We start from the raw sequence: 22,479 nt of genomic DNA, 5'->3' as shown, positions 1-22,479 counted from the left end.
CGCACAAAATTAATGATTATTTTTTCAGGTCTTGCTGTACTTGCTGTACAGGACGGACCCATGGTTTTTTCGCCTGAACTTCCGCCGGCAGCGTGGCGATGGCACGCTTGGCCTCCGCCGAAGAAGCGTAGTTGCCGCTCACTAACACATACCAGGGTTTACCATCACGCTTGGTCTCGTACACCATAAAGTGTGGCAAATTCTGTTGCTTGGCAAAGGCATTCAACGTATCGGAGCGTGAGGCACTGCTCAACTGCAGCGTGTAATGGCTACCCGGTGCGGTTTTCAGTGAGCTTCCGCTGCCGCTCACCACACCACTCTTGCCTTTGGCCGGTGGGGTGTAAACCGTGGTGGTGGTCGCAGAAGGTTTGACCGATGCTGTCGGCTTGGTTGCTGCTGGTTTGGTGGCAGGCGTTTTATGCGGCTGCGTCGCAGCAGTTGCATTGCCATTCGCCGCCGGGCGCGCGGCAGCACCGTTCATCACGGTCGCCGGAGCGGTTGGTAAAGTGGAAACCGGGGCATTGATACTTTGCGCGGCAGCAGCATCAACCTGACCTTGTTGTGAAGATAAGGCATCGGCCATGTTGCCTGGCAGATCGACACGCTCACCAGCACCGCCCTGTGGCGCTACAGCTTGTGCTTCGGTCGGCGTGCTGGAGATAGGTGGGACGCTAACAGTCTGAGGCTGAGAGGTGCTGACACCGTTGTTATCGTTGGTATCCGTAGTGCCGCCCGCAACGCCATTGTTGCTGGTGGTCAGCGACGATGAGCCCGACAGATTGATGTCACGGGTTGCCCCTTGCTGTTGCGCTGCCTCGTGTTTAGTAGGTGCCTTCAGCGCCGAACCGATACCGATGATCAGCAACAACAGCACCAAAATGCCTATCCCAATCATCATATGCTGGCGTGAAACGGCAAAACGAGGCCCAGTTGCGGCTGGCCGACGTGAACGCGAAGGACGGCGATCGCTGGTATCAGGCCTGAGATCGTCTTCTGGTTTAAATTCATCCATCTGAAACCCTCCAACTAGAGGCAAAATCTCGCCACCCAGGTGGTTCGAGACTATTAACCCGATGATGGCAAAGCGACATCTGTCTCGCCCTGCGCACAATTTTTATAGAGTCTAACAGCAGCCAAGCTACTGTTATAGCCCGCAAGCTCAAGCGCTGTCGACCTGCGTCAAATTACGCCATCCATGGAATTGCCCGGTGGGCAAGGTACAGCCCGGATAGCAGCAGAGAAACGGCTGCATATCGACCTGGCGAAACGTTAACGCTATTGAGTGTAACCGACTTACGCGCGCTGTGTTGGTAAACAGTCGGCGATGGATGCCAGCACCAGCTCATGGGCGACACCGCCACGAACTTCTGCTTCACCAATGCCCTTCGGCAATACCAAACGCAACGCCCCCGCCAACACTTTTTTATCACGCAGCATGTGTGGCAGATAGGCCTCAGGCGTCATTTCCTGCGGCCCGCAAACCGGCAACCCGGCACGCAGCAGCAGCGCCTTGATCCGTTCGATATCGTCAGCCGAGAACTGACCCAGGCGGCGTGCTGTTTCAGCAGCCATCACCATGCCTGCCGCCACCGCCTCACCGTGCAACCAGACACCGTAGCCCATTTCGGCTTCGATGGCATGGCCGTAGGTATGGCCCAGATTGAGCAACGCCCGCAGACCGTTCTCACGTTCATCTGCGGCCACCACTTCGGCCTTCAATTCGCAACAGCGGCGGATGCAGTACGCTAACGCGTCCATATCCAGCGCAACCAGCGCATCAATATTATTTTCCAGCCAGACAAAAAAATCACCATCGAGAATAATCCCGTACTTGATCACTTCCGCCAGACCAGAGGAGAGTTCACGCGCCGGTAAAGTACGCAGGCAGTCCAGATCTACCACCACCGAAGCCGGTTGGTAGAAGGCGCCGATCATATTTTTACCGAGCGGATGATTGACGGCGGTTTTGCCGCCAACGGAGGAGTCCACCTGCGAGAGCAGCGTGGTAGGAACCTGGATAAAACGCACACCGCGTTGATAGCACGCTGCGGCAAAGCCGGTCAGATCGCCAATAACGCCGCCGCCGAGGGCAATTAGCGTGGTATCGCGACCGTGGGGCTTTTCCAGCAGCGCCGAGAACACCTGCTCGAGTACGGCCAGAGATTTATACTGTTCGCCATCAGGTAGAATCACCTGATCCACCACTACGCCGCCCTGTTCCAGCACCGACCGGATACGCTCCAGATACAAGGGTGCCAAAGTCTGGTTGGTGACCAGCATGACCTGTTCACCCGCCTTTAGCGGCATAAAAGAAGCCGGATCGTCAAACAATCCGGCGGCTATGGTAATCGGGTAGCTACGCTCCCCAAGCGTTACGGTAATTCTCTCCATGTCGCGCTCAGTTCTCGGTGTGGTTTATCCCCGCCAACGCGGGGAACACAATCAGAATTTCCGCATTTGCCCGCGGCCAACACGGAACCCGCTATCAGTTACTTTCCAGCATGTTGATAATCTGGTTGGCAACCACTTTAGCGCTTTGATCGTCGGTGCGGATAGTGACATCTGCAATTTCTTCGTACAACGGATTGCGCTCTCTAGCCAGCGCTTCCAGCACCTCACGCGGAGGAGAGTCTACCTGCAGCAGCGGACGCTTCTTGTCGCGCTGAGTACGGGCCAACTGCTTCTCGATAGTGGTTTCCAAATAGACCACGACACCACGCGCCGACAGGCGGTTACGCGTTTCACGCGACTTAACCGAGCCCCCGCCGGTAGCCAGCACAATCCCTTGCTTTTCCGTCAGTTCATTAATGACTTTTTCTTCACGATCGCGGAAACCTTCTTCCCCTTCCACGTCGAATACCCAGCCCACGTCAGCTCCGGTACGTCGCTCAATTTCTTGATCGGAGTCGAAAAACTCCATATTGAGTTGCTGAGCTAACTGACGGCCAATAGTGCTTTTGCCGGCACCCATAGGCCCAACCAGAAAGATATTGCGTTTCTCTGCCATGTTTTTCGGTATTACTAAGACAATTCGTTAATGATAACCCGCCCCGCCAATCAAATTAGCGGCGGGACCTAAACTGAAACCTCATGAGCGATAGTGCGAGATCAGACGAAAAATTATCTCAACACTCTTGGTAGTTTGGCAACCGAATAAATCACTATCCACGCCGCAGGAGGGAAACCATACGTTTTTAACGGCGTCTTATACCCTATGGATCCCAGGTTTCAGCCTGGAAGACGACGGGTACAGCATTAACAAAAAAACCTCGGTGCTCAATTCGGTAACCCTTGTAAGCTAAATCGGCCGCAGCGTCAAACTCAGATGCCTCTAAGGCACGAAAAAAAGTGCATTTGCTTGCCAACTTTTAAGCGTTTTCAACGGCTAGGATTTTGGACTGAGACCTCATGAACCGAGCATTGCAGCGAGATCTCCGCTTGGAGTTTATCTGAAAAAGTAACGGGATGTCGCGATTTGGCAGATTAACGCTAACTTTCGTCGGTTTCCCTCATTTGGCCTTGGCGTCATCACTGCACCAAACATCACCATCGAGACAATTTAGACTTTAACCAGTGTGGGCGTGATGAAAATCACCAACTCGCGCCTTTTATGCTGTTGATTGCTGTGTTTGAACAGCGATCCCAGCAACGGGATATCGCCCACGCCAGGGACTTTATCGGTCACCTGGTTACGCTGACGCTGAAAAATGCCCCCTAAGACAATGGTTTCACCATCTTTCACCGTCACCTGGGTTTTAATCTCCTGCTTGTCGATCGCCAGCGCCTCTCCTTCGCCCTGTTTGATCGAACGCCCGGGCATATTCTGGCTGATCTGTAACGCCAGGGTGATGCGGCCATTGGGTAAAATCTTGGGCGTGACCTCCATGCCCAGCACCGCGTCCTTGAACTCGATTGAGGTGGCACCGCTGGAGCCGCTCGACACTTCGTAGGGGATTTCCGTGCCCTGTTTAATGCTGGCGGTTTGCAGATGTGCGGTGAGCAGGCGCGGGCTGGCGATAATCTCCACCTGATTTTCCTGCTCCAGCGCCGACAGCTCCAGATCCAGAATGCGCCCGCTGATGCGTGCCAGGTGGAAACCGGCCGTTATGGCGCTGTTTTCTACCGGCAGGCCAACGCTGAAATTGTCTATCCGCAACGTTTTGGCTGGCCTTTCTTCTGCTGCCAACCCCCACCTTACGCCAAGCTCCCGCAAATTCTCGCTGCTGATGGTGACAATATGGGCAGCCAGCTGCACCTGTTCCAGCGGGGTATCCATCTCTGCCACCCAGGTTTTCAACTGGGCCAGCGCCTGAGCGGTGTCACGCAGCAACAACGCGTTGCTGCGTTTATCCACCACGACGCTGCCACGCTCGGTCAATAATTTGCCGCGTTGGCTATCCAGGCTCTGCGCTATCTCGCTGGCCTCCGCGTTTTGCAGCGTGATCGTCAGGTTGTGCAGCGGCTCCTGCTGCGCCAACGCCCGCTGCCGACGAAGCAGCTCCGGCTCATCCGGCTGTGGGAAAACCATCATCACATTGCCCTCCAGCGTCATCGTCAGCTTGCCCATGCGTAACACCACTGCCAACGCCTGCTGCCAGGGAACATTGTCCAAACGCAGTGTCAGATTGGTATCGACACCCTCGGCTGCGACCAGGTTCAAGTCTTGATACTCCGCCAGCGCCTGTAAAATCAGGCTGGCCGGGGTATCATGGAATGCCAGCGACACCGGCTTTTCCTGCTGCACGCCTGCCATCACCGCCAAAGGGAGAGCCAGCCATCCCACCAAAAGCCACTGATATCCTTTCATCGCTTTTCCTTACGTTTTCTTTCCCAACGTGAGCACCACACTGCCCGTGTGTGGCCGACAGGCTTCCGCCCTATCCTGCGCGACGAGTTCAAGCTGCCGGGGCTGGATCTGCATCACTTGCCAATCCCCATCCAGCACCCGCTGCCGGGGCAATAACCCCAACCACTGCCCCTGCGAGGTGACCACCCAGCCATAGCGCAAATCCGGCGTGCCAATAACCCCTTTCAGCCGCCAGCCCTCCGGTGAAATGGCAGGATCGGCGCAGGCCGCCGTTAGCGGTGGCTGGAACGGATCGCGATACTGTTCAGCCCACAGCGGGGCCGAGAACAACAGCCAAAACCACCACGCCTTATTCATCCGCCGCCTCTTCTAAGCTAATCAGAGTCAGTTGAGTGGTTAACCCTTCGGGCTGCCTCTCGACCTTCATTTGCCCAATCCTGCGGGTGGATGGCAGCGCCTCCAACAAGCGCAGCAAGCCCCCGAAATCTAGCTGTAACCATAGCTTTTGCTGAGCTGGTTTCCCCTGCTGCTGGAAACGTAGCAGCCGCCCCCCAAGCTGATAGAGCTGAGTCCCCAAGTCCCCCGGCTCATCAGGCACGATCAACACCTGCTGCCCCAACCGCTGTTCAAGCTCTGCTAGCGGCGGTAGCCGGCTAAGTTGCTGCTGACGCTCTGCAATCTGGTGTTCCAACTGCTGACGCTGCTCATCCAGCCTTTCCCACCGCTGCCATTCCCCCGAGATCGGCCCACTGCCGGCCAACAGCCCAGCCCCGGCTAATACCAGCCATTGAGCCGCCAGCAGTTGCCAACCAGGCCGGGCGAGCCAGGGGAGCAGCCAGTCTGGCAGGGGCTTATCCATCTTGCCCCCAGCGTGCCGTTAGAGTGAACGCCAACCCTCCCTCCTTGCGTTGCGTGACTTCAACCAGACGACAGCCCTGCAACAAAGGTAGCCCGGCCAACCGCCGCTCAAAGGTGACAATCTCCTCATACGCCCCACCTTGCCCCCGCAGCAAGATCCCCTTGGCGTTCTCTTCAAAATCCGTGAGCCACAGGGTTTCAGGCAGCGTTACCGAGAGCTGCTGCAATAACGACAGGTAACGCAGGTTCTGCGCACGATTGTGCTGGTAACGGGCACTTTCTGCGGCCAAACGGGTCAATTCGGCCATCTTTTGCTGCGTCTGCTGAATACGCCCTGTCAGCTCAGTGTGTTGCTGCGTTAAGCCCTGTAATATCGAATGTTGCCTGGCCTGTTGGTAGAACAGCAAAAAGTAGACCGCCGTGAGCATAGCCAGCATCAACAGCAATTGAGCAACGAAGCAGCGTAACCAGAAGGTGTAGCGTTGCCGCTGCCATCTGAGGCGCCAGGGCAACAGATTGACCTGATACATCAGGCATCCTCGCGGCGCAGAGCCAACCCGCCAGCCAGAGCAAACGCCATCGGCTGAGCAGGTAGCGGCGGGTATAAGCGGCTGAAAGCCGTGAACGGTGACCAGGGCATGGTGCCTTCTGGCGCGGCCTCGTCCAGCACGCTGCTGTAATACACCTCTTTAGCCCCCATGGCTGGGCAAGCTGAACGCAGTGCTGCCAACGCCTGCTTGACGCCGACGGCTTCCCCCGCAGGCAAGACGCCATAAGCAAAGGGCATCGCTTGCGGTGCTACCCATAGCCATTCCGACTCCAGGCGATGCAGCAGCCCGGCATCGGGAGCCAAGCCAGCAAATGCGGCCATCATGCTTAGCGCATTCGGTGCGATATCGATCACCTGGGGATGCAGATCCGCCAGTTGCAGGCATTGCAGCCATTGTCGCAGCTCCTGCTGGCGGGCCGCGGTGAGCAGCAACTGATGGGTATTGGGCTGCGCCTGGCGGTAATCCATTACCAACGTCTGGCTGTCTAACGGGAACTGTTTCAGGCCCTGGGTGGTGATGTAGTCATGGCGAACCGGCTCCTGTAAGCGCAGGTCTGGCAGGGGCAACGTCTGCTGTAAAACCCGCTGTGCGGGTAAAGCAATGCGTAAGGAAATATGTCTTGGTAACCGGCTACGCCACTGCTTGAGTACCGTCACCAACATTGCAGAACTCTCTAAATGCCCCGCCCGCAGCGCCGGGTAGGGCAATGCCTGTTGCCACCAATGGCGCAATTGCCAACCGTTACGCCGACGCTGCGCAGCCAGCGCTCTGATGCAGTGATCCTGGATATCCAACCCCACCTGCCACGTTTGAGAAAACATATTTCACCCCACCTCCGTACCCTCAGATAACAAAAGAACATATCCATGTTGCAGGCTTGCCTTTATACTACCGCGCGGTTGTTTATAAACTGCCCAATTGACATGAAATGGGAAATCTCAGGTGAAGTTCGTAAAGTATCTTTTAATCCTTGCAGTGTTTTGCATCGTGCTGGGAGCAGCCTCGATTTTTGGCTTGTACAAATATGTCGAGCCACAGCTGCCCGATGTCGCAACGCTGAAAGACGTGCGGCTACAAATCCCGATGCAGGTTTACAGCGCGGAGGGCGAACTGATCGCCCAATATGGTGAAAAACGCCGTATACCCCTCAAGCTGGACCAAATTCCACCAGTGATGGTGCATGCCTTCATCGCCACGGAGGACAGCCGTTTCTATGATCATCACGGGGTCGATCCCGTTGGTATCTTCCGTGCTGCATCGGTCGCGCTGGTTTCCGGCCACGCTTCGCAGGGGGCCAGTACCATCACCCAGCAGTTGGCCAGAAACTTCTTCCTGAGCCCGGAACGCACCTTGATGCGCAAAATCAAGGAAGCCTTCCTGGCGATCCGCATTGAACAGATGCTGACCAAGGATGAAATTCTTGAGCTGTATCTGAACAAAATCTATCTGGGTTACCGCGCTTATGGCGTGGGTGCTGCCGCGCACGTCTATTTTGGTAAGGATGTCAGCCAACTGACGCTGAGCGAAATGGCTACCATTGCCGGGTTGCCCAAAGCACCTTCCACCTTTAACCCGCTATATTCCCACGATCGCTCCGTAGCGCGTCGTAACGTGGTGCTATCGCGGATGCTGGATGAGCGCTACATCACGCAGGCGCAGTACGATCAGGCCCGCAGTGAACCTTTGGTAGCCAATTACCATGCGCCGGAAATCAGCTTCTCCGCCCCTTATCTTTCAGAGCTGGTGCGTCAGGAGATGATCAAGCGTTACGGTGAAAACGCCTATACCGACGGTTACAAGGTGTACACCACCATCACCAAGCGGCTGCAACAAGGTGCGCAGGAGGCGGTGCGTAACAACATCCTCAACTACGACATGCGCCACGGCTATCGCGGCCCGTCAAACGTGCTGTGGAAAGTGGGTGAACCGGCCTGGGATCAGAAACAGATTGTCGATTCCCTCAAGAACCTGCCGAACTACGGCCCGCTGTCTCCTGCAGTGATCCTGCAGGCGGATGCCGAACAGGCTACCGCCATGCTGGCCGATGGCAGCCGCATTGCGCTCCCGATGTCTGGCATGCGCTGGGCACGTGCGTTCAAGAGCGACACGGTGCAAGGTCCTACGCCGAAGCGCGTCACCGACGTGGTGCAGCCGGGCCAACAGATCTGGGTGCGTAAAGTTAACGACAACTGGTGGCTGTCACAGGTGCCGGACGTGAACTCGGCGCTGGTGTCGCTCGATCCTAATACTGGCGCTATCAAGGCGTTGGTCGGCGGCTTCGATTTCAACCAGAGCAAGTTCAACCGTGCGACCCAGGCGCTGCGCCAGGTGGGTTCCAACATCAAGCCGTTCCTGTATACCGCGGCAATGGATAAGGGCCTGACGCTGGCCACCATCCTCAACGATCTGCCGATCACCCGTTGGGATGCCGGTGCCGGTACCGACTGGCGGCCGAAAAACTCGCCACCTACTTACGACGGTCCTATCCGACTACGCCAAGGCCTAGGCCAATCGAAGAACGTGGTGATGGTGCGGGCAATGCGCGCCATGGGCGTGGACTATGCCGCTGAATATCTGCAACGCTTTGGTTTCCCGGCGCAAAACATCGTGCATTCGGAATCGCTGGCGCTCGGTTCAGCTTCGTTCACCCCGCTACAGGTGGCACGCGGCTATGCCGTATTGGCCAACGGTGGCTATCTGGTTGACCCGTACTTCATCACCAAGATCGAAGACGATACGGGTAAAGCGATATTCGAGGCCAAACCGAAAGTGGTTTGCGATAGCTGCAACCTGCCGGTGATCTACGGCGATACGCATCGTTCAGCCATGCTTTCCGACGATAACGTCGAGAACGTGGCGGTATCGCAGGAAGGCAACAATGCCAACGTCCCGATGCCACAGCTTGAGCAGGTAACCCCGGCACAGATGCAGCAGGATAACGACCAGCAGTATGCACCACACGTGATCAGCACCCCGCTGTCGTTCCTGATCCGTGATGCGTTGAACACCAATATCTTCGGTGAGCCGGGCTGGATGGGCACCGGCTGGCGCGCAGGCCGCGATCTTAAACGCCATGATATCGGCGGCAAAACCGGTACCACCAACAGTTCGAAAGATGCCTGGTTCTCCGGCTACGGCCCAGAAACAGTGACATCGGTGTGGATCGGTTTCGACGATCACCGCCGCAATCTTGGCCGTGCCTCCGCTTCGGGTGCCATCCCGGATCAGATTTCCGGTGGTGAAGGTGGGGCGAAAAGTGCTCAACCGGCTTGGGATGATTTTATGAAGGTGGCGCTGGAAGGCCTGCCAGAGCAGAAAGTCACGCCACCACCGGGGATTGTCAGCGTAACCATCGACAAGAGCACCGGCAAGCTGTCCAACGGGGGTGGAGGTAGCCGTTCCGAGTACTTTATCGAAGGCACTCAACCCACGGAGTTCTCGGTACATGATGCCGGAACCACCTTGACAGACCCTGGTGGCGAAAGCCACGAGCTGTTCTAAAAACGACAATGGCCAGAGCAATCTGGCCATTTTTTTATCTTGACCGGCGGGCACGGCATGTTCTGAGTCCGGTGAGGGTTTGTCAGCGGTGGAATCGATGGGGGGTTAGCGCGAACCGCGCAGGAATGCCTCTGCCAGGAACAATGCGCTGACATTGCGCGCCTCACGAAAGTCCGGTTCCGCCAGCAGTGCCATCATGTTGGCTATCGGCCAACGCACCTGGGGTAACGGCTCTGGCTCATCCCCCTCCAGGCTTTGCGCATAAAGGTCGTGTGCCAGCACGATATTCATCTGGCTGGAAAAATAGGAAGGTGCCATCGTCAGTTTGCTGAGGAAATCAAAGCGCCCGGCCCCAAAGCCGACTTCTTCCATCAGTTCGCGGTTAGCGGCTTCCAACACCCCTTCACCAGGATCGATCAGCCCTTTGGGGAAGCCCAGCTCATAGGATTCGGTGCCCACCGCATATTCACGGATCAGCAGCAAATCATCCCCTATCACCGGCACAATCATCACCGCTTCGCGTTCCGAAGGGCGCATACGCTCATAGACCCGCCGCACACCGTTACTGAACTCCAGATCGACCGACTCAACGTTAAATAAACGCGAGCGCGCGACCGTTTCTACTTTCAGAATTTTAGGTTTTTGCAGCTGTTTATCCATGATGGCCTCAAATAGGTTAACCGCCTAATACACTGAATACTCAGTACTCTCAGGCAGGTAACCAGGATAATAATATGCGCGTTGTGGCAGACAGCAAAAAGGGTCAACCACTGGCTAAATTCGATCTTGATCACATTGTGCGTTAATGGGAACCATTTTCGCAACGAGCTTAGCCTGTAATTTACTTTTTTTTAACAAACCTGACCAGCAGCTATCCTGGTGGATAAAAAAACAGGTAGGCAAATAGGATAATCCTGATATCCGCACACCATGAGGATTGCTATGCTCATGCAGGTTAAAAAATCGTACGGTAAATGCCTAACGATAGCCATGAATGAGAGCCGGATAACAACTAAACGGTGGGTCATTCTATCTCTGGGCGGTTAACTCCGTATAATGTCTGGCTTTGCGTAAGATTGGCGGTTTCATGGGTGTGGGACGAGAATAGCATGAGCACAATAGCGTTGATATTGGCCTTAGCGCTAGCCTGCCTGATCGCTGCTGGCCTTTACTTGTGGTTTAAATTCCGCCCCCAGCCAGCCTTGGCAGGTATCCTGCCGTTCGTCAAACCTACCCGCCGCAAACTGACCGCACCAGAGCGGGCAGCTATCGAGTATTACCTCAATCAACAGAACCGCCTGGGCAACAAACTGCTGTCAGGTTCCGCTTCCCTGCCTTCTGCCAGGCTGGCGTTGACCGCACAGAGCGATAACGTTTACCCGATCACCCATGCCATCACCCGCTATGGTCTGGCCAGCGATGAGCCCAACAACTGGCGCTACTATCTCGACTCGGAAGAAATCCATCTGCCTCCGTTCTGGGAGCAGTACATCAGCGCCGATAACCATGTCGAAGTGATCAAGACCCAGACGCTGCCGCTGGTGATCTCTCTCAACGGCCATTCGCTGCTGGATCATATTTACGACAGCCCACCTTCGCCAGTAGTGACTGCAGCCCCGACAAGGAACGCCTCCATCCGCAAAGAAGAGAGCGAACATATTGAGCTGGTTAACATTCGCAAGGAAACCCGCGAGGAACATGAGCTTAACCGGCCGAACGGCATCAAGGAAGCTGCCCTCATCTCTGCTGCCCTACTGCTGCTATTCCTCAGCCTGATCAGTCCAGTGGTAGTGATCCCCTGGATCATTCTGGTGGCGGTGCTAATGATCGTCTGGGGCTGCTGGCATCTGTTGCGCCGCCCGAGCGAAAAAGAGCTGAAAGAGGTGCACTGTCTACGCGGCACGCCAAAGCGCTGGGGGTTATTCGGTGAGTCCAATCAGGGGCAAATCAGTAATATCTCTTTTGGCATTATCGATTTGATCTATCCCCCGCACTGGCTGCCTTACCTGAATGCGGACCTGGGTAAAACCACCAATGTGGATATCTACCTCAACCGGCAGGTGGTGCGCCAGGGGCACTATCTTTCCCTGCATGACGAAGTGAAGAACTTCCCCTTGCAGCAGTGGGGCAAGAACGCCGTATTAGCGGCCAGTTCGCTCGTGGTGCTGTTGTTACTGTTAATCTACATTCCACTCAGCCTGCCCGCTAAATTGAGCACCGCGTGGTTACAGGGCACGCAGAAAACGGAAGTCACCAGCGTTCAGGCACTGGAGGCCATTCCACTGCATATCGGCGATAGGCTGAAAATTCAGGGCAACGGCATGTGCTACGTTCCTTCGGGCAACAACAGCGCCACTGCGCCGAGCTTTATGCCTTTCGATTGTTCGGGGATCTACTGGAATACGGCTACCCCGCTGCCACAGCCCGAATCGGAAGTGATCGATAAAGCGGCTGCGCTGATGGCCACCATCAACCGGCAACTGCACCCAAGCGGTGCCGAGCAGAAAGTGAACCCGCAGTTGGCCAGTGCCATTGAAAAGTCAGGCATGATCCTGCTGGATGACTTTGCAGATATCGTATTGAAAACGCAGGATCTGTGCGGCACGGAGGCCGACTGTGTGCGTTTGAAGAACGCATTGGTCAATCTGGGTAACGTCAAGAACTGGGCCAATCTGGTGAAACGGGCCAAGTCCGGGGCGCTGGAAGGCGTCAACGTTCTGCTGCGGCCGGTCAGTGCTGAATCGCTGGAGAACCTGAGCAACGCGGCTACCTCTGCCTTTGTGGTGCGGGAAACCCGTCAGGCCGCTGCGGCCCTCAACAGTCCACCGCCGGGCGGTTTCTTGATCACCAGTGACGAAGGCAAGCAGTTGGTGGATTATCCCTTGCCCACGCAACCGCTGAACGAATACAACTCACTCGACCAATGGAAAGAGCTACAGCGTCTTAGCAGCATGCTGCTACATACGCCGTTCCGGGCAAACGGGGTGATCACCAATATCTTTGTCGATGCCAACGGCACTCGGCATATCGCCCTGCATAGTGAACCAGATATCGTGACCCTGTGGCGCTATCTTGGCACCAGCCTGCTGTTGCTGGTGTTGGTCGTCGTGCTGGGTTACAACTCCTGGCGGCTGGTACAACGCTGGCGCAAAAACCAACATCGCCTCGCCGATATCCAGCGCTATTACGACAACTGCTTCAACCCGCAGCTCACCCCGATATCCATACGCCCAATGGCGTAGCCTCCGCCCTGCCATCCGCCTATACTAGGCTGTATGTTTTTTTATCATCTGCGGGATACCGCTATCCCGCCTATGGAGTTGGTACATGGTTCCTGAGTTTGACTGGCACGATATTGATACCGTACTGCTGGATATGGACGGCACCCTGCTGGATCTTGAATTCGACAGCCATTTTTGGCTAACGCTGGTACCGCAGGCGTTGAGTGAGCAACGGGACATTCCCTTCGACGACGCCAGCAACATCATTCACCAGGAATACCTGGCCGTGCAACACACCATGAACTGGTATTGCTTTGATTACTGGAGCGAACGCCTTGGGCTGGATATCTACCAAATGACCAGCGAAGTCGGTAACCGCGCTCGGCTGCGTGAAGATACCCAGCCGTTTTTGCAGGCGTTACGCGATGCCGGGCAACGCACTATCCTGCTCACCAACGCGCATCCACACAGTCTGGCGGTGAAGGTTGAGCACACCGGTTTGGATCGACACCTTGATTTATTACTTTCCACCCACACATTTGGTTATCCGAAGGAAGATCAGCGTCTGTGGCAGGCCGTTCAGCAGCAAACCGGCTTTGACCCGCAGCGCACGCTGTTCGTGGATGATGGTGAACCGATCCTGGATGCCGCCCGCAAGTTTGGTATCCGCTACTGTCTTGGTGTGCAAAACCCGGATTCCAGTATGGCGAGCAAAACTTTCCAGCGTTATCCGTCGATGAGCGACTACCGCCAGTTGATACCGGCGTTGGAACGGAGGGAGCAATGAAAGCCAAAGCAACACCGGATGAGGCCGTCCGCCTGGATAAATGGCTGTGGGCCGCCCGATTTTACAAAACCCGCGCACTGGCCCGCGACATGATCGATGGCGGCAAGGTGCACTACAACGGGCAGCGAGGCAAGCCGAGTAAAGCCGTTGAAATCAACGCCGAAATCAAGCTGCGTCAGGGCAATGACGAACGCACTGTCATCGTGCTGGCCATCAATAGCCAACGGCGTGGAGCCGATGAGGCGCAGCTGATGTATCAGGAAACCGAGGCCAGCATTGCCAATCGCGAAAAAGTGGCGCTGGCACGCAAGATGAATGCGCTGACCATGCCGCATCCGGATCGTCGTCCGGACAAGAAAGAGCGGCGCGATTTGATTAAATTTAAATTTGGCGAGCAGGAATAATCCCTCGCCTCACTGAGAGAAAACTATGTCCAACCATGACCAATTGCACCGTTACCTGTTCGAAAACTACGCGGTGCGCGGTGAGCTGGTTACCGTCAGCGAAACCTATCAGCACATCCTGACCAACCATGATTATCCGGCACCGGTACAAAAACTGCTGGGCGAGTTGCTGGTAGCCACCAGTCTGCTGACCGCCACGCTGAAGTTCGACGGTGACATTACCGTTCAGGTGCAAGGTGACGGCCCGCTGAAACTGGCGGTGATCAACGGCAACAATCGCCAAGAAATGCGTGGTGTAGCCCGCGTCGAAGGCGAGATTGTGACCGACAGCACCCTGCACCAGATGCTGGGTAACGGCATTATGGTGATCACCATCAGCCCGTCTGAAGGTGAACGCTATCAGGGCGTGGTGGGTCTGGAAGGCGAAACGCTGGCCCAGTGTCTGGAAGGATATTTCCGCCAGTCCGAACAGTTGCCAACGCGCCTGTTTATCCGCACCGGCGAAGCCGAAGGTAAACCAGCGGCCGCTGGCATGCTGTTGCAGGTGCTGCCAGCGCAGGATGGCAATGCCGATGATTTCGACCATCTGGTACAGCTGACCGCCACCATCAAGGATCACGAGCTGTTCACCCTGCCAGCTAACGAAGTGCTGTATCGCCTCTATCATCAGGAAGAGGTCACACTGTACGAACCCCAGGACGTGATCTTCCGCTGCACCTGTTCACGCCAGCGCTGTGCCGATGCCTTGATCACGCTGCCAACAGAAGAAGTGGCCGACATGCTGGAACAGGACGGCAACATCGATATGCACTGTGATTACTGTGGTAATCATTATGTATTCGATGCGTTAGACATCGCAGCCCTTCACAACGGCAATGCCGACAGCAGCACCCAACTGCATTAAGCAAAACCGCGGTGTGACGTGCGTCGAGTTGTGACGCACGTCAGCCCCCGCCGTTTGCACGCTTGCTTTATTCCGTGGTCTACATCTCATAACGTAACTAAAAAACGTTTAATACGTTAAATATTTGATACCTATCGCGGTTACATCGCCATGGATCCCTACAATTGTCGCCAGAAATTCTGTGATCAAGGAGTAGTGACATGCGTGTTAATGGTATAACCCACCAGGATCTTGCCGCTTATGGAATTCATAACGTAGGTGAAATCGTTCACAATCCGAGTTATGAATTACTGTTTAAGGAAGAAACAGACCCTTCACTGCAAGGGTTTGAACGTGGTGTAGTAACCAATCTGGGTGCCGTTGCCGTCGATACTGGCATCTTCACCGGCCGTTCGCCAAAAGATAAGTACATCGTTCGTGACGATATCACCCGGGACACCGTCTGGTGGGCCGATCAAGGTAAAGGCAAGAACGATAACAAACCCCTCAGCCCTGAAGTCTGGGCAGACCTGAAAAAACTGGTCACCGAGCAGCTTTCCGGCAAGCGCCTGTTCGTGGTCGATACCTTCTGCGGTGCTAACGCAGACTCCCGCCTGAAAGTCCGCTTTATCACAGAAGTGGCCTGGCAGGCGCATTTCGTCAAAAACATGTTTATCCGCCCGAGCGATGAAGAACTGCAGGGCTTTGAGCCTGATTTCGTGGTGATGAACGGCGCCAAGTGCACCAACCCGAACTGGCAGCAGCAGGGAATGAACTCGGAAAACTTCGTGGCATTCAACCTGACCGAGCGTATGCAGCTGATCGGCGGCACCTGGTACGGCGGCGAAATGAAAAAGGGTATGTTCTCCATCATGAACTACCTGCTGCCGCTTAAAGGCATTGCCTCCATGCACTGCTCGGCCAACGTGGGCGAGAAAGGCGACGTGGCGGTATTCTTCGGCCTGTCTGGCACCGGTAAAACCACCCTGTCCACCGATCCGAAACGCCAATTGATTGGCGATGACGAACACGGCTGGGATGACGATGGCGTCTTCAACTTCGAAGGCGGCTGCTACGCCAAGACCATCAAGCTGTCGGAAGAAGCCGAGCCAGATATCTATCACGCCATCAAGCGTGATGCGCTGCTGGAAAACGTCACCGTATTGGCCGACGGTACCGTGGACTTCAACGACGGATCGAAAACCGAGAATACCCGTGTTTCCTATCCGATCTATCACATCCACAACATCGTCAAGCCGGTATCCAAAGCGGGCCACGCTACCAAGGTGATCTTCCTGACTGCGGACGCCTTCGGCGTACTGCCGCCGGTATCACGCCTGACGGCCAACCAGACCCAGTACCACTTCCTGTCCGGTTTCACCGCCAAGCTGGCCGGTACCGAGCGTGGCGTTACCGAGCCAACGCCAACCTTCTCTGCCTGCTTTGGCGCGGCATTCCTGTCACTGCACCCAACCCAGTATGCCGAAGTGCTGGTCAAGCGCATGCAGGCAGCCGGAGCCCAGGCTTACCTGGTGAATACCGGCTGGAACGGCACCGGTAAGCGTATTTCGATCAAAGACACCCGCGGCATTATCGACGCCATCCTCAACGGTGAAATCGATAAGGCAGAAACCATCACGCTGCCAATCTTCGATCTGTCGATGCCAACCGCCCTACCAGGCGTTGATCCAGCCATCCTCGACCCACGTGCCACCTATGCCAACATAGAACAGTGGGAAGAGAAGGCGCACGATCTGGCGAACCGCTTTATCACCAACTTCGACAAATACACCGATACCCCGGCAGGTGCTGCACTGGTCAGCTCGGGTCCGAAACTGTAATAGCGTTGATTAACCACCTAAGAAAAGGCGCGGAATTCCGCGCCTTTTCTATTTGTGGCTGATTTGCACTTGAGGTGGGTTTGCCTTCATGGCTGACTTGCACTTGTGGACGATGTTCAGGGGCGCAGCACGCAGCGCCCGTTAACAAACAGGCCACAGTGCTGTGGCCTCAAGTCAGGATATCAGGCGTTCTCTTTGGCTGGAGGAGTCCCGCTGGCAGTTTCTTTCTTCTCGATCGGTAATGGGAGGTAAGCTCGGATACGCAGCCCACCGCGCTCGCTGGTGCCGATATCCAGCACGCCAGCATGAGCGTCAATGATGCGCTGCACGATCGCCAGCCCCAACCCGGTGCCGCTGGTGCTACGCGCACTGTCGCCACGTACAAAAGGTTGGAACAGGTGCTTCAGCTCTTCCGGCTTGATACCGGGGCCATCATCCTCCACCTGGAACCAGCCGCGCTGCAGTTCGTGCCCGCTGCTGACCTTGATCCAGCCGTTGCCATAGCGCGCCGCATTCACCACCATGTTCACCACCGCACGTTTGATCGATAGCGGATGCACGTCCACCATCAGCTCACCCGGCAGAATATCGGTTTCAATCACCCGCTCGTAGCCGCTTTCGGTGGCCACCACTTCGCCCAGAATGGAGTTCAAATCGCAAATTTCGGTTTGCATCTCCTGGCCGGTACGCAGGTAATCAATAAATTGCTCGATGATGGCGTTACATTCTTCGATATCTTTATTGATCGACTCCGCCAGATAACCGTCTTGCTCGCTCATCATTTCCGTCGCCAGACGGATGCGCGTCAACGGTGTGCGCAAGTCGTGACTGACTCCCGCCATCAGCAGCGTGCGATCGTCGGCCAGCAACTTCACCCCAGAGGCCATCTGGTTGAAGGCCCGGGTTACCGAGCGCACCTCAGAGGCACCATACTCACGTAGCGGCGGCGGAATAATACCTTTACCTACCTGCAAGGCAGCATGCTCAAGCTCCACCAGAGGGCGGTTCTGAATGCGAATAAACAGCCAGGCGCCGCCTATCGCCAGCAACATAATCGCCAAGGTGTAGCGGAACAGCGGCGAGAAATCGCCTTGATGGATTTCGGTGAGCGGAACGCGTACCCAGATATCCGGCTGCAACCAGGTTTTCAGCCAGACCACCGGGGAGTTTTTGTTCACCTCGACGCGGACGTCGGTCGGGCCACCCAGTTGCTGCGCCATCTGCTGGCTAAGGAATTGGTAGTGTTGCGCCCAGCGCAGGCCGCTCTCTTCTGCAGCCGCGTTGGTATAAAGCGAAATGCCCAGCTCGCGATAGATCTCGCGGCGGAACGCTGGCGGCACCTCCAGCAAGGTACCGTCCTCCAATTGCAGCCGATCGGTCATCAGCATACGAACTTCGTACGCCAATACCTTATTGAACTGCTGCAGACTGGGCAGGATGGCGAAGTTAAGCACCACCAGATAGGTCGTCACCAGGCTGACGAACAGCAAGGTGACGATCAACAGCAAAGTTCGGGCAAACGAGCTACGCGGTGAAAAGCGTAATCGCCTCATGCCTTACTGCCGTCCGGGACGAAGACGTAGCCAAGACCCCAAACGGTCTGGATATAACGTGGATGTGCCGGATCTTCCTCAACCATGCGGCGCAGGCGCGAGATTTGCACGTCGATGGAACGCTCCATCGCGCTGTATTCGCGGCCACGGGCCAGGTTCATCAGCTTATCGCGCGACAATGGTTCACGTGGGTGGCTGACCAGGGCTTTCAGCACGGCGAACTCACCGCTGGTTAATGGCATAGGTTCATCTTCACGGAACATCTCGCGCGTGCCGAGGTTCAGTTTGAATTTACCAAAGGCGATCACCGCCTCTTCTTGAGAAGGCGCACCCGGCAGTTCGTTGGCCTGGCGGCGCAGCACGGCACGGATACGAGCCAGCAGTTCACGTGGGTTGAACGGCTTAGGGATATAGTCATCGGCACCGATTTCCAGCCCGACAATACGGTCCACTTCTTCACCCTTGGCGGTCACCATAATGATCGGCATCGGGTTGCTTTGGCTGCGCAGGCGACGGCAAATGGACAGCCCGTCTTCACCCGGCAACATCAGGTCTAATACCATCAGATGGAAAGACTCACGCGTCAGCAAACGATCCATTTGCTCAGCGTTGGCAACGCTGCGAACCTGGAAGCCCTGTTCGGTTAAGTAACGCTCTAAAAGCGCACGCAGGCGCATGTCATCATCGACGACCAGAATCTTGTGATTCTCTTGCATTGTCTGACTCCCAAAGGCTGTATTGCCTGATTCTAGACTGTGGCCCGCACTTATGCATTGGCACCGCTGGCGGCTATTTGGCAACAGCCTCGTATTGTTCAAAAACTCCATCATTACTGACAGCGTTTAATGGTATATATTCTAGACGAAATTGTTACAAAGATTATTCTTTTGCCCAAATATCAACAATTTTCACTTAAGCCGGGGCCGATGATCGGTAAAAACTTCCCGCTGCGTATGATGTACACTCTTGGCAGAAAACCGCAAGACTGGCGAATTGGCAGTGTACCTCAGGTTTATAAAAAAAACGCCAACGGATATGGTGGCTGCTTTATGCGAGAATGCCCACTGCTCCTGTGATTCGATGATGGATAACAATGAAAACATTGCTGATCACCCGTGAGGGTTACAACAAGCTCAAAAAAGAACTGGATTTTCTGTGGCGTGAAGACCGCCCGGAAGTGACCAAGAAAGTCACCTGGGCCGCCAGCCTGGGCGACCGAAGTGAAAACGCCGATTACCAATACAATAAAAAGCGGCTGCGTGAGATCGATCGCCGGGTGCGCTATCTCACCAAGTGCCTCGAGCAGCTGAAAATTGTCGATTATTCGCCACAGCAGGCGGGCAAAGTGTTCTTTGGGGCCTGGGTAGAGATCGAGAATGACGATGGCGATACCAAACGCTTTCGCATCGTGGGTTACGACGAAATCTTTGGCCGTAAAGACTACATCTCCATCGACTCACCAATGGCCCGCGCCTTGCTGAAAAAAGAGGTGGGGGATACGGCCACGGTTGAGACCCCGGCGGGGATTGCCTACTGGACGGTCAACGAGATCGAATATATCAAAGACGTAGAATAGTTGAGACCGTAGGGGCGCTGCATGCTGCGCCCGTCAAAACCTCGGCCCTCTGGACTGGCATTTTCCCCCTGCAAAACGTATAACTATCCCCCTATCGATTATCGCTGCTAACAGATACCTGACTTATGACTGATCCACTGAGCCGCATTATTGCAACCGAACTGCAGGCCCGCCCGGAGCAAGTTGACTCCGCCATCCGTCTGCTGGATGAAGGTAATACCGTGCCGTTTATCGCACGCTATCGTAAGGAAGTCACCGGGGGCCTGGATGATACCCAACTGCGTCAGTTGGAGACTCGTCTGGGCTATCTGCGTGAACTGGAAGATCGCCGCCAAACCATCCTCAAGTCCATTGAAGATCAGGGTAAACTGACCGAACAGCTGGCGGGGGCAATCAACGCCACGCAAAGCAAAACCGAACTCGAAGACCTTTACCTGCCCTACAAACCGAAACGCCGCACCCGTGGGCAGATCGCTATTGAAGCCGGTCTGGAGCCGCTGGCAGACTCCCTGTGGCAAGATCCGCAACAGCAGCCAGAACAGCTGGCAGAAGGGTTTGTCGATGCCGAGAAGGGCGTGGCAGACGTCAAAGCGGCGCTGGACGGCGCACGCTACATCCTGATGGAACGCTTTGCCGAAGACGCGACCCTGCTGGCCAAGGTGCGTGACTACCTGTGGAAAAACGCCCATCTGGTGTCCAAGGTTGTCGAAGGTAAAGAAGAGGAAGGCGCGAAATTCCGCGACTACTTCGATCATCACGAACCGATTGCACAAGTGCCTTCGCACCGTGCACTGGCAATGTTCCGTGGCCGCAATGAAGGCGTGCTGCAACTGGCGCTGAATGCCGATCCGCAGTTTGAAGAAACCCCGCGTGAAAGCCAGGGCGAGCTGATTATCACCAACCATCTCAACCTGCGCCTGAACAATGCGCCGGCAGATGCCTGGCGTAAATCCGTGGTTAACTGGACGTGGCGCATCAAGGTGTTGCTGCATCTGGAAACCGAGCTGATGAGCACCCTGCGTGAGCGCGCGGAAGACGAAGCGATCAACGTTTTCGCCCGCAACATGCACGATCTGCTGATGGCCGCCCCGGCTGGTATGCGCGCGACCATGGGCCTGGATCCTGGCCTGCGCACCGGCGTTAAAGTGGCGGTGGTGGATGCCACCGGCAAGCTGGTTGCCACCGATACCGTCTATCCGCACACCGGGCAGGCAGCCAAAGCCGCTGCGGTCGTTGCCGCGCTATGTATCAAACACAAGGTTGAGCTGGTTGCCATCGGTAACGGTACCGCGTCCCGCGAGACCGAGCGTTTCTTTGCCGAGCTGCAACAGCAGTTCCCAGAAGTAAAAGCCCAGAAAGTGATCGTCAGCGAGGCCGGAGCTTCGGTGTATTCCGCTTCCGAGCTGGCCGCGTTGGAGTTCCCAAACCTCGACGTTTCGCTGCGCGGTGCGGTTTCCATCGCCCGCCGTCTGCAGGATCCGCTGGCCGAGCTGGTGAAGATCGATCCGAAATCTATCGGCGTAGGCCAATACCAGCACGACGTCAGCCAAAGCCAGTTAGCCAAGAAGCTGGACTCGGTGGTGGAAGACTGTGTGAACGCCGTTGGCGTTGACCTGAACACCGCCTCCGTACCGCTCTTGACCCGTGTAGCTGGCCTGACGCGTATGATGGCGCAGAATATCGTCACCTGGCGTGATGAGAATGGCCGCTTCAGCAACCGTGAACAGTTGCTGAAAGTAAGCCGTTTGGGGCCAAAAGCCTTCGAGCAGTGTGCGGGCTTCCTGCGCATCAACCACGGCGATAATCCGCTGGATGCGTCAACCGTTCACCCGGAAACCTACCCGGTGGTAGAACGCATTCTGGCCGCAACCCGCCAGGCTCTGCAAGATTTGATGGGCAACCCGAGCGCGGTACGCAGCTTGAAAGCCAGCGACTTTACCGATGAGAAATTCGGCGTACCAACGGTCACCGACATCCTGAAAGAGCTGGAAAAGCCGGGCCGCGACCCACGCCCGGAATTCAAAACGGCTACCTTCGCCGAAGGGGTGGAAACCCTCAACGACCTGCAGGTGGGCATGATCCTGGAAGGCTCGGTCACCAACGTCACCAACTTTGGTGCCTTTGTTGATATTGGCGTCCATCAGGACGGCCTGGTGCACATCTCGTCATTGGCAGACAAGTTCGTTGAAGATCCGCATACCGTGGTGAAAGCCGGCGATATCGTCAAGGTGAAGGTGATGGAGGTGGATCTGCAGCGTAAGCGTATCGCGCTTAGCATGCGCCTTGATGAGCAACCGGGTGAAGGTTCACCACGCCGTGGCGGGGGCAATAATAGCGCTCCAGCTCGCGATAAAAACTCACGCCCTGCAGCTAATAAGCCTAAACCACGCAACAGCACTCCGGCAGGTAATAGCGCTATGGGTGACGCGCTGGCCGCTGCATTTGGCAAGAAATAATGAGCTGAGGGGATAAACCCTTATCCCCTCCTTCGGCTGTC

At 55.9% G+C, this 22,479-nt stretch carries 19 protein-coding genes; 8 read left to right on the top strand and 11 right to left on the bottom strand.

What is annotated here, in order from left to right; genetic code table 11:
- Positions 1–16: 16 nt before the first annotated feature.
- The 8 genes from N6G83_RS36105 to pilM form a co-directional block, all read right to left on the bottom strand.
- Positions 17–1,012 carry an SPOR domain-containing protein gene (locus N6G83_RS36105; RefSeq protein WP_024527567.1) on the bottom strand — a complete coding sequence of 332 codons (996 nt, stop codon included), beginning with the start codon at positions 1,010–1,012 and terminating at the stop codon, positions 17–19.
- 281 nt (positions 1,013–1,293) lie between these two features.
- Positions 1,294–2,391: a 3-dehydroquinate synthase gene (gene aroB, locus N6G83_RS36100; RefSeq protein ID WP_024527568.1), complete on the bottom strand. Its 1,098-nt coding sequence runs from the start codon at positions 2,389–2,391 to the stop codon at positions 1,294–1,296.
- Between the two features lie 94 nt (positions 2,392–2,485).
- Complete coding sequence (gene aroK, locus N6G83_RS36095) at positions 2,486–3,007, bottom strand: shikimate kinase AroK (RefSeq protein ID WP_005271698.1); 522 nt, start codon at positions 3,005–3,007, stop codon at positions 2,486–2,488.
- 552 nt (positions 3,008–3,559) lie between these two features.
- Positions 3,560–4,807 carry a DNA uptake porin HofQ gene (gene hofQ / locus N6G83_RS36090; RefSeq protein ID WP_211135826.1) on the bottom strand — a complete coding sequence of 416 codons (1,248 nt, stop codon included), beginning with the start codon at positions 4,805–4,807 and terminating at the stop codon, positions 3,560–3,562.
- Between the two features lie 9 nt (positions 4,808–4,816).
- The gene (locus N6G83_RS36085; protein ID WP_024527570.1) at positions 4,817–5,164 is read right to left on the bottom strand and encodes a DNA utilization family protein; all 348 of its coding nucleotides are present in this window, start codon (positions 5,162–5,164) and stop codon (positions 4,817–4,819) included.
- Positions 5,157–5,666, bottom strand: a complete 510-nt coding sequence (locus N6G83_RS36080) for a hypothetical protein (RefSeq protein WP_211135827.1) — start codon at positions 5,664–5,666, stop codon at positions 5,157–5,159. Before N6G83_RS36080 ends, N6G83_RS36085 begins: the two co-directional genes overlap by 8 nt.
- Complete coding sequence (locus N6G83_RS36075) at positions 5,659–6,195, bottom strand: PilN domain-containing protein (RefSeq protein WP_211135828.1); 537 nt, start codon at positions 6,193–6,195, stop codon at positions 5,659–5,661. The genes N6G83_RS36080 and N6G83_RS36075 overlap by 8 nt, the downstream gene beginning before the upstream one ends.
- Entirely contained in the window at positions 6,195–7,037 is an 843-nt protein-coding gene (pilM, locus tag N6G83_RS36070; protein ID WP_199062666.1) for a type IV pilus biogenesis protein PilM, read from the bottom strand. Before pilM ends, N6G83_RS36075 begins: the two co-directional genes overlap by 1 nt.
- 121 nt (positions 7,038–7,158) lie before the next feature.
- Here pilM and mrcA point away from each other — a divergent pair, with 121 nt between their 5' ends.
- Positions 7,159–9,717, top strand: a complete 2,559-nt coding sequence (gene mrcA / locus N6G83_RS36065) for a peptidoglycan glycosyltransferase/peptidoglycan DD-transpeptidase MrcA (RefSeq protein WP_024527574.1) — start codon at positions 7,159–7,161, stop codon at positions 9,715–9,717.
- Positions 9,718–9,822: 105 nt separating this feature from the next.
- Here the strand turns inward: mrcA and nudE are convergent, their stop codons facing one another.
- Complete coding sequence (nudE, locus tag N6G83_RS36060; RefSeq protein ID WP_021807462.1) at positions 9,823–10,377, bottom strand: ADP compounds hydrolase NudE; 555 nt, start codon at positions 10,375–10,377, stop codon at positions 9,823–9,825.
- A 449-nt stretch (positions 10,378–10,826) separates the two neighbouring features.
- On the opposite strand from nudE, the gene N6G83_RS36055 reads away from it, so the two are divergent.
- The 5 genes from N6G83_RS36055 (at position 10,827) to pckA (ending at position 16,853) form a co-directional block, all read left to right on the top strand.
- Positions 10,827–12,959, top strand: a complete 2,133-nt coding sequence (locus N6G83_RS36055; RefSeq protein WP_211135829.1) for an intracellular growth attenuator family protein — start codon at positions 10,827–10,829, stop codon at positions 12,957–12,959.
- Between the two features lie 85 nt (positions 12,960–13,044).
- Positions 13,045–13,725, top strand: coding sequence for a GMP/IMP nucleotidase (gene yrfG, locus N6G83_RS36050; RefSeq protein WP_211135830.1), 681 nt, complete (start codon positions 13,045–13,047; stop codon positions 13,723–13,725).
- Positions 13,722–14,129 carry a ribosome-associated heat shock protein Hsp15 gene (gene hslR, locus N6G83_RS36045; protein WP_021181711.1) on the top strand — a complete coding sequence of 136 codons (408 nt, stop codon included), beginning with the start codon at positions 13,722–13,724 and terminating at the stop codon, positions 14,127–14,129. The genes yrfG and hslR overlap by 4 nt, the downstream gene beginning before the upstream one ends.
- Positions 14,130–14,154: 25 nt before the next feature.
- Complete coding sequence (hslO, locus tag N6G83_RS36040; RefSeq protein ID WP_024527577.1) at positions 14,155–15,033, top strand: Hsp33 family molecular chaperone HslO; 879 nt, start codon at positions 14,155–14,157, stop codon at positions 15,031–15,033.
- Between the two features lie 200 nt (positions 15,034–15,233).
- Positions 15,234–16,853, top strand: coding sequence for a phosphoenolpyruvate carboxykinase (ATP) (gene pckA / locus N6G83_RS36035; RefSeq protein ID WP_021807458.1), 1,620 nt, complete (start codon positions 15,234–15,236; stop codon positions 16,851–16,853).
- Between the two features lie 182 nt (positions 16,854–17,035).
- Here pckA and envZ read toward each other — a convergent pair whose 3' ends face one another.
- Positions 17,036–18,406: a two-component system sensor histidine kinase EnvZ gene (gene envZ, locus N6G83_RS36030; protein WP_211135831.1), complete on the bottom strand. Its 1,371-nt coding sequence runs from the start codon at positions 18,404–18,406 to the stop codon at positions 17,036–17,038.
- Positions 18,403–19,122 carry a two-component system response regulator OmpR gene (gene ompR / locus N6G83_RS36025; protein WP_004709363.1) on the bottom strand — a complete coding sequence of 240 codons (720 nt, stop codon included), beginning with the start codon at positions 19,120–19,122 and terminating at the stop codon, positions 18,403–18,405. Before ompR ends, envZ begins: the two co-directional genes overlap by 4 nt.
- Positions 19,123–19,499: 377 nt before the next feature.
- On the opposite strand from ompR, the gene greB reads away from it, so the two are divergent.
- Together greB and N6G83_RS36015 are read left to right on the top strand one after the other, a co-directional pair.
- Positions 19,500–19,982, top strand: coding sequence for a transcription elongation factor GreB (gene greB / locus N6G83_RS36020; protein WP_024527581.1), 483 nt, complete (start codon positions 19,500–19,502; stop codon positions 19,980–19,982).
- A gap of 125 nt (positions 19,983–20,107) precedes the next feature.
- On the top strand, positions 20,108–22,438 hold the full coding sequence (locus tag N6G83_RS36015; protein ID WP_024527582.1) for a Tex family protein: 2,331 nt from the start codon (positions 20,108–20,110) through the stop codon (positions 22,436–22,438).
- The last annotated feature ends 41 nt before the right edge of the window (positions 22,439–22,479 follow it).

Source organism: Serratia sp. PL7 (genome assembly GCF_945957435.1).
This window is presented reverse-complemented; position numbering and strand designations above follow the sequence as displayed.

Bases quoted from the DNA above. Each gene is read 5' to 3' on its own strand.
- hslO (WP_024527577.1), top strand. From the start codon at position 14,155: ATGTCCAACCATGACCAATTGCACCGTTACCTGTTCGAAAACTACGCG.
- hslR (WP_021181711.1), top strand. From the start codon at position 13,722: ATGAAAGCCAAAGCAACACCGGATGAGGCCGTCCGCCTGGATAAATGG.
- N6G83_RS36105 (WP_024527567.1), bottom strand. From the start codon at position 1,012: ATGGATGAATTTAAACCAGAAGACGATCTCAGGCCTGATACCAGCGAT.
- greB (WP_024527581.1), top strand. From the start codon at position 19,500: ATGAAAACATTGCTGATCACCCGTGAGGGTTACAACAAGCTCAAAAAA.
- N6G83_RS36080 (WP_211135827.1), bottom strand. From the start codon at position 5,666: ATGGATAAGCCCCTGCCAGACTGGCTGCTCCCCTGGCTCGCCCGGCCT.
- ompR (WP_004709363.1), bottom strand. From the start codon at position 19,122: ATGCAAGAGAATCACAAGATTCTGGTCGTCGATGATGACATGCGCCTG.
- hofQ (WP_211135826.1), bottom strand. From the start codon at position 4,807: ATGAAAGGATATCAGTGGCTTTTGGTGGGATGGCTGGCTCTCCCTTTG.
- aroK (WP_005271698.1), bottom strand. From the start codon at position 3,007: ATGGCAGAGAAACGCAATATCTTTCTGGTTGGGCCTATGGGTGCCGGC.
- yrfG (WP_211135830.1), top strand. From the start codon at position 13,045: ATGGTTCCTGAGTTTGACTGGCACGATATTGATACCGTACTGCTGGAT.
- N6G83_RS36015 (WP_024527582.1), top strand. From the start codon at position 20,108: ATGACTGATCCACTGAGCCGCATTATTGCAACCGAACTGCAGGCCCGC.
- envZ (WP_211135831.1), bottom strand. From the start codon at position 18,406: ATGAGGCGATTACGCTTTTCACCGCGTAGCTCGTTTGCCCGAACTTTG.
- pckA (WP_021807458.1), top strand. From the start codon at position 15,234: ATGCGTGTTAATGGTATAACCCACCAGGATCTTGCCGCTTATGGAATT.
- N6G83_RS36075 (WP_211135828.1), bottom strand. From the start codon at position 6,195: ATGTATCAGGTCAATCTGTTGCCCTGGCGCCTCAGATGGCAGCGGCAA.
- N6G83_RS36055 (WP_211135829.1), top strand. From the start codon at position 10,827: ATGAGCACAATAGCGTTGATATTGGCCTTAGCGCTAGCCTGCCTGATC.
- N6G83_RS36085 (WP_024527570.1), bottom strand. From the start codon at position 5,164: ATGAATAAGGCGTGGTGGTTTTGGCTGTTGTTCTCGGCCCCGCTGTGG.
- aroB (WP_024527568.1), bottom strand. From the start codon at position 2,391: ATGGAGAGAATTACCGTAACGCTTGGGGAGCGTAGCTACCCGATTACC.
- nudE (WP_021807462.1), bottom strand. From the start codon at position 10,377: ATGGATAAACAGCTGCAAAAACCTAAAATTCTGAAAGTAGAAACGGTC.
- pilM (WP_199062666.1), bottom strand. From the start codon at position 7,037: ATGTTTTCTCAAACGTGGCAGGTGGGGTTGGATATCCAGGATCACTGC.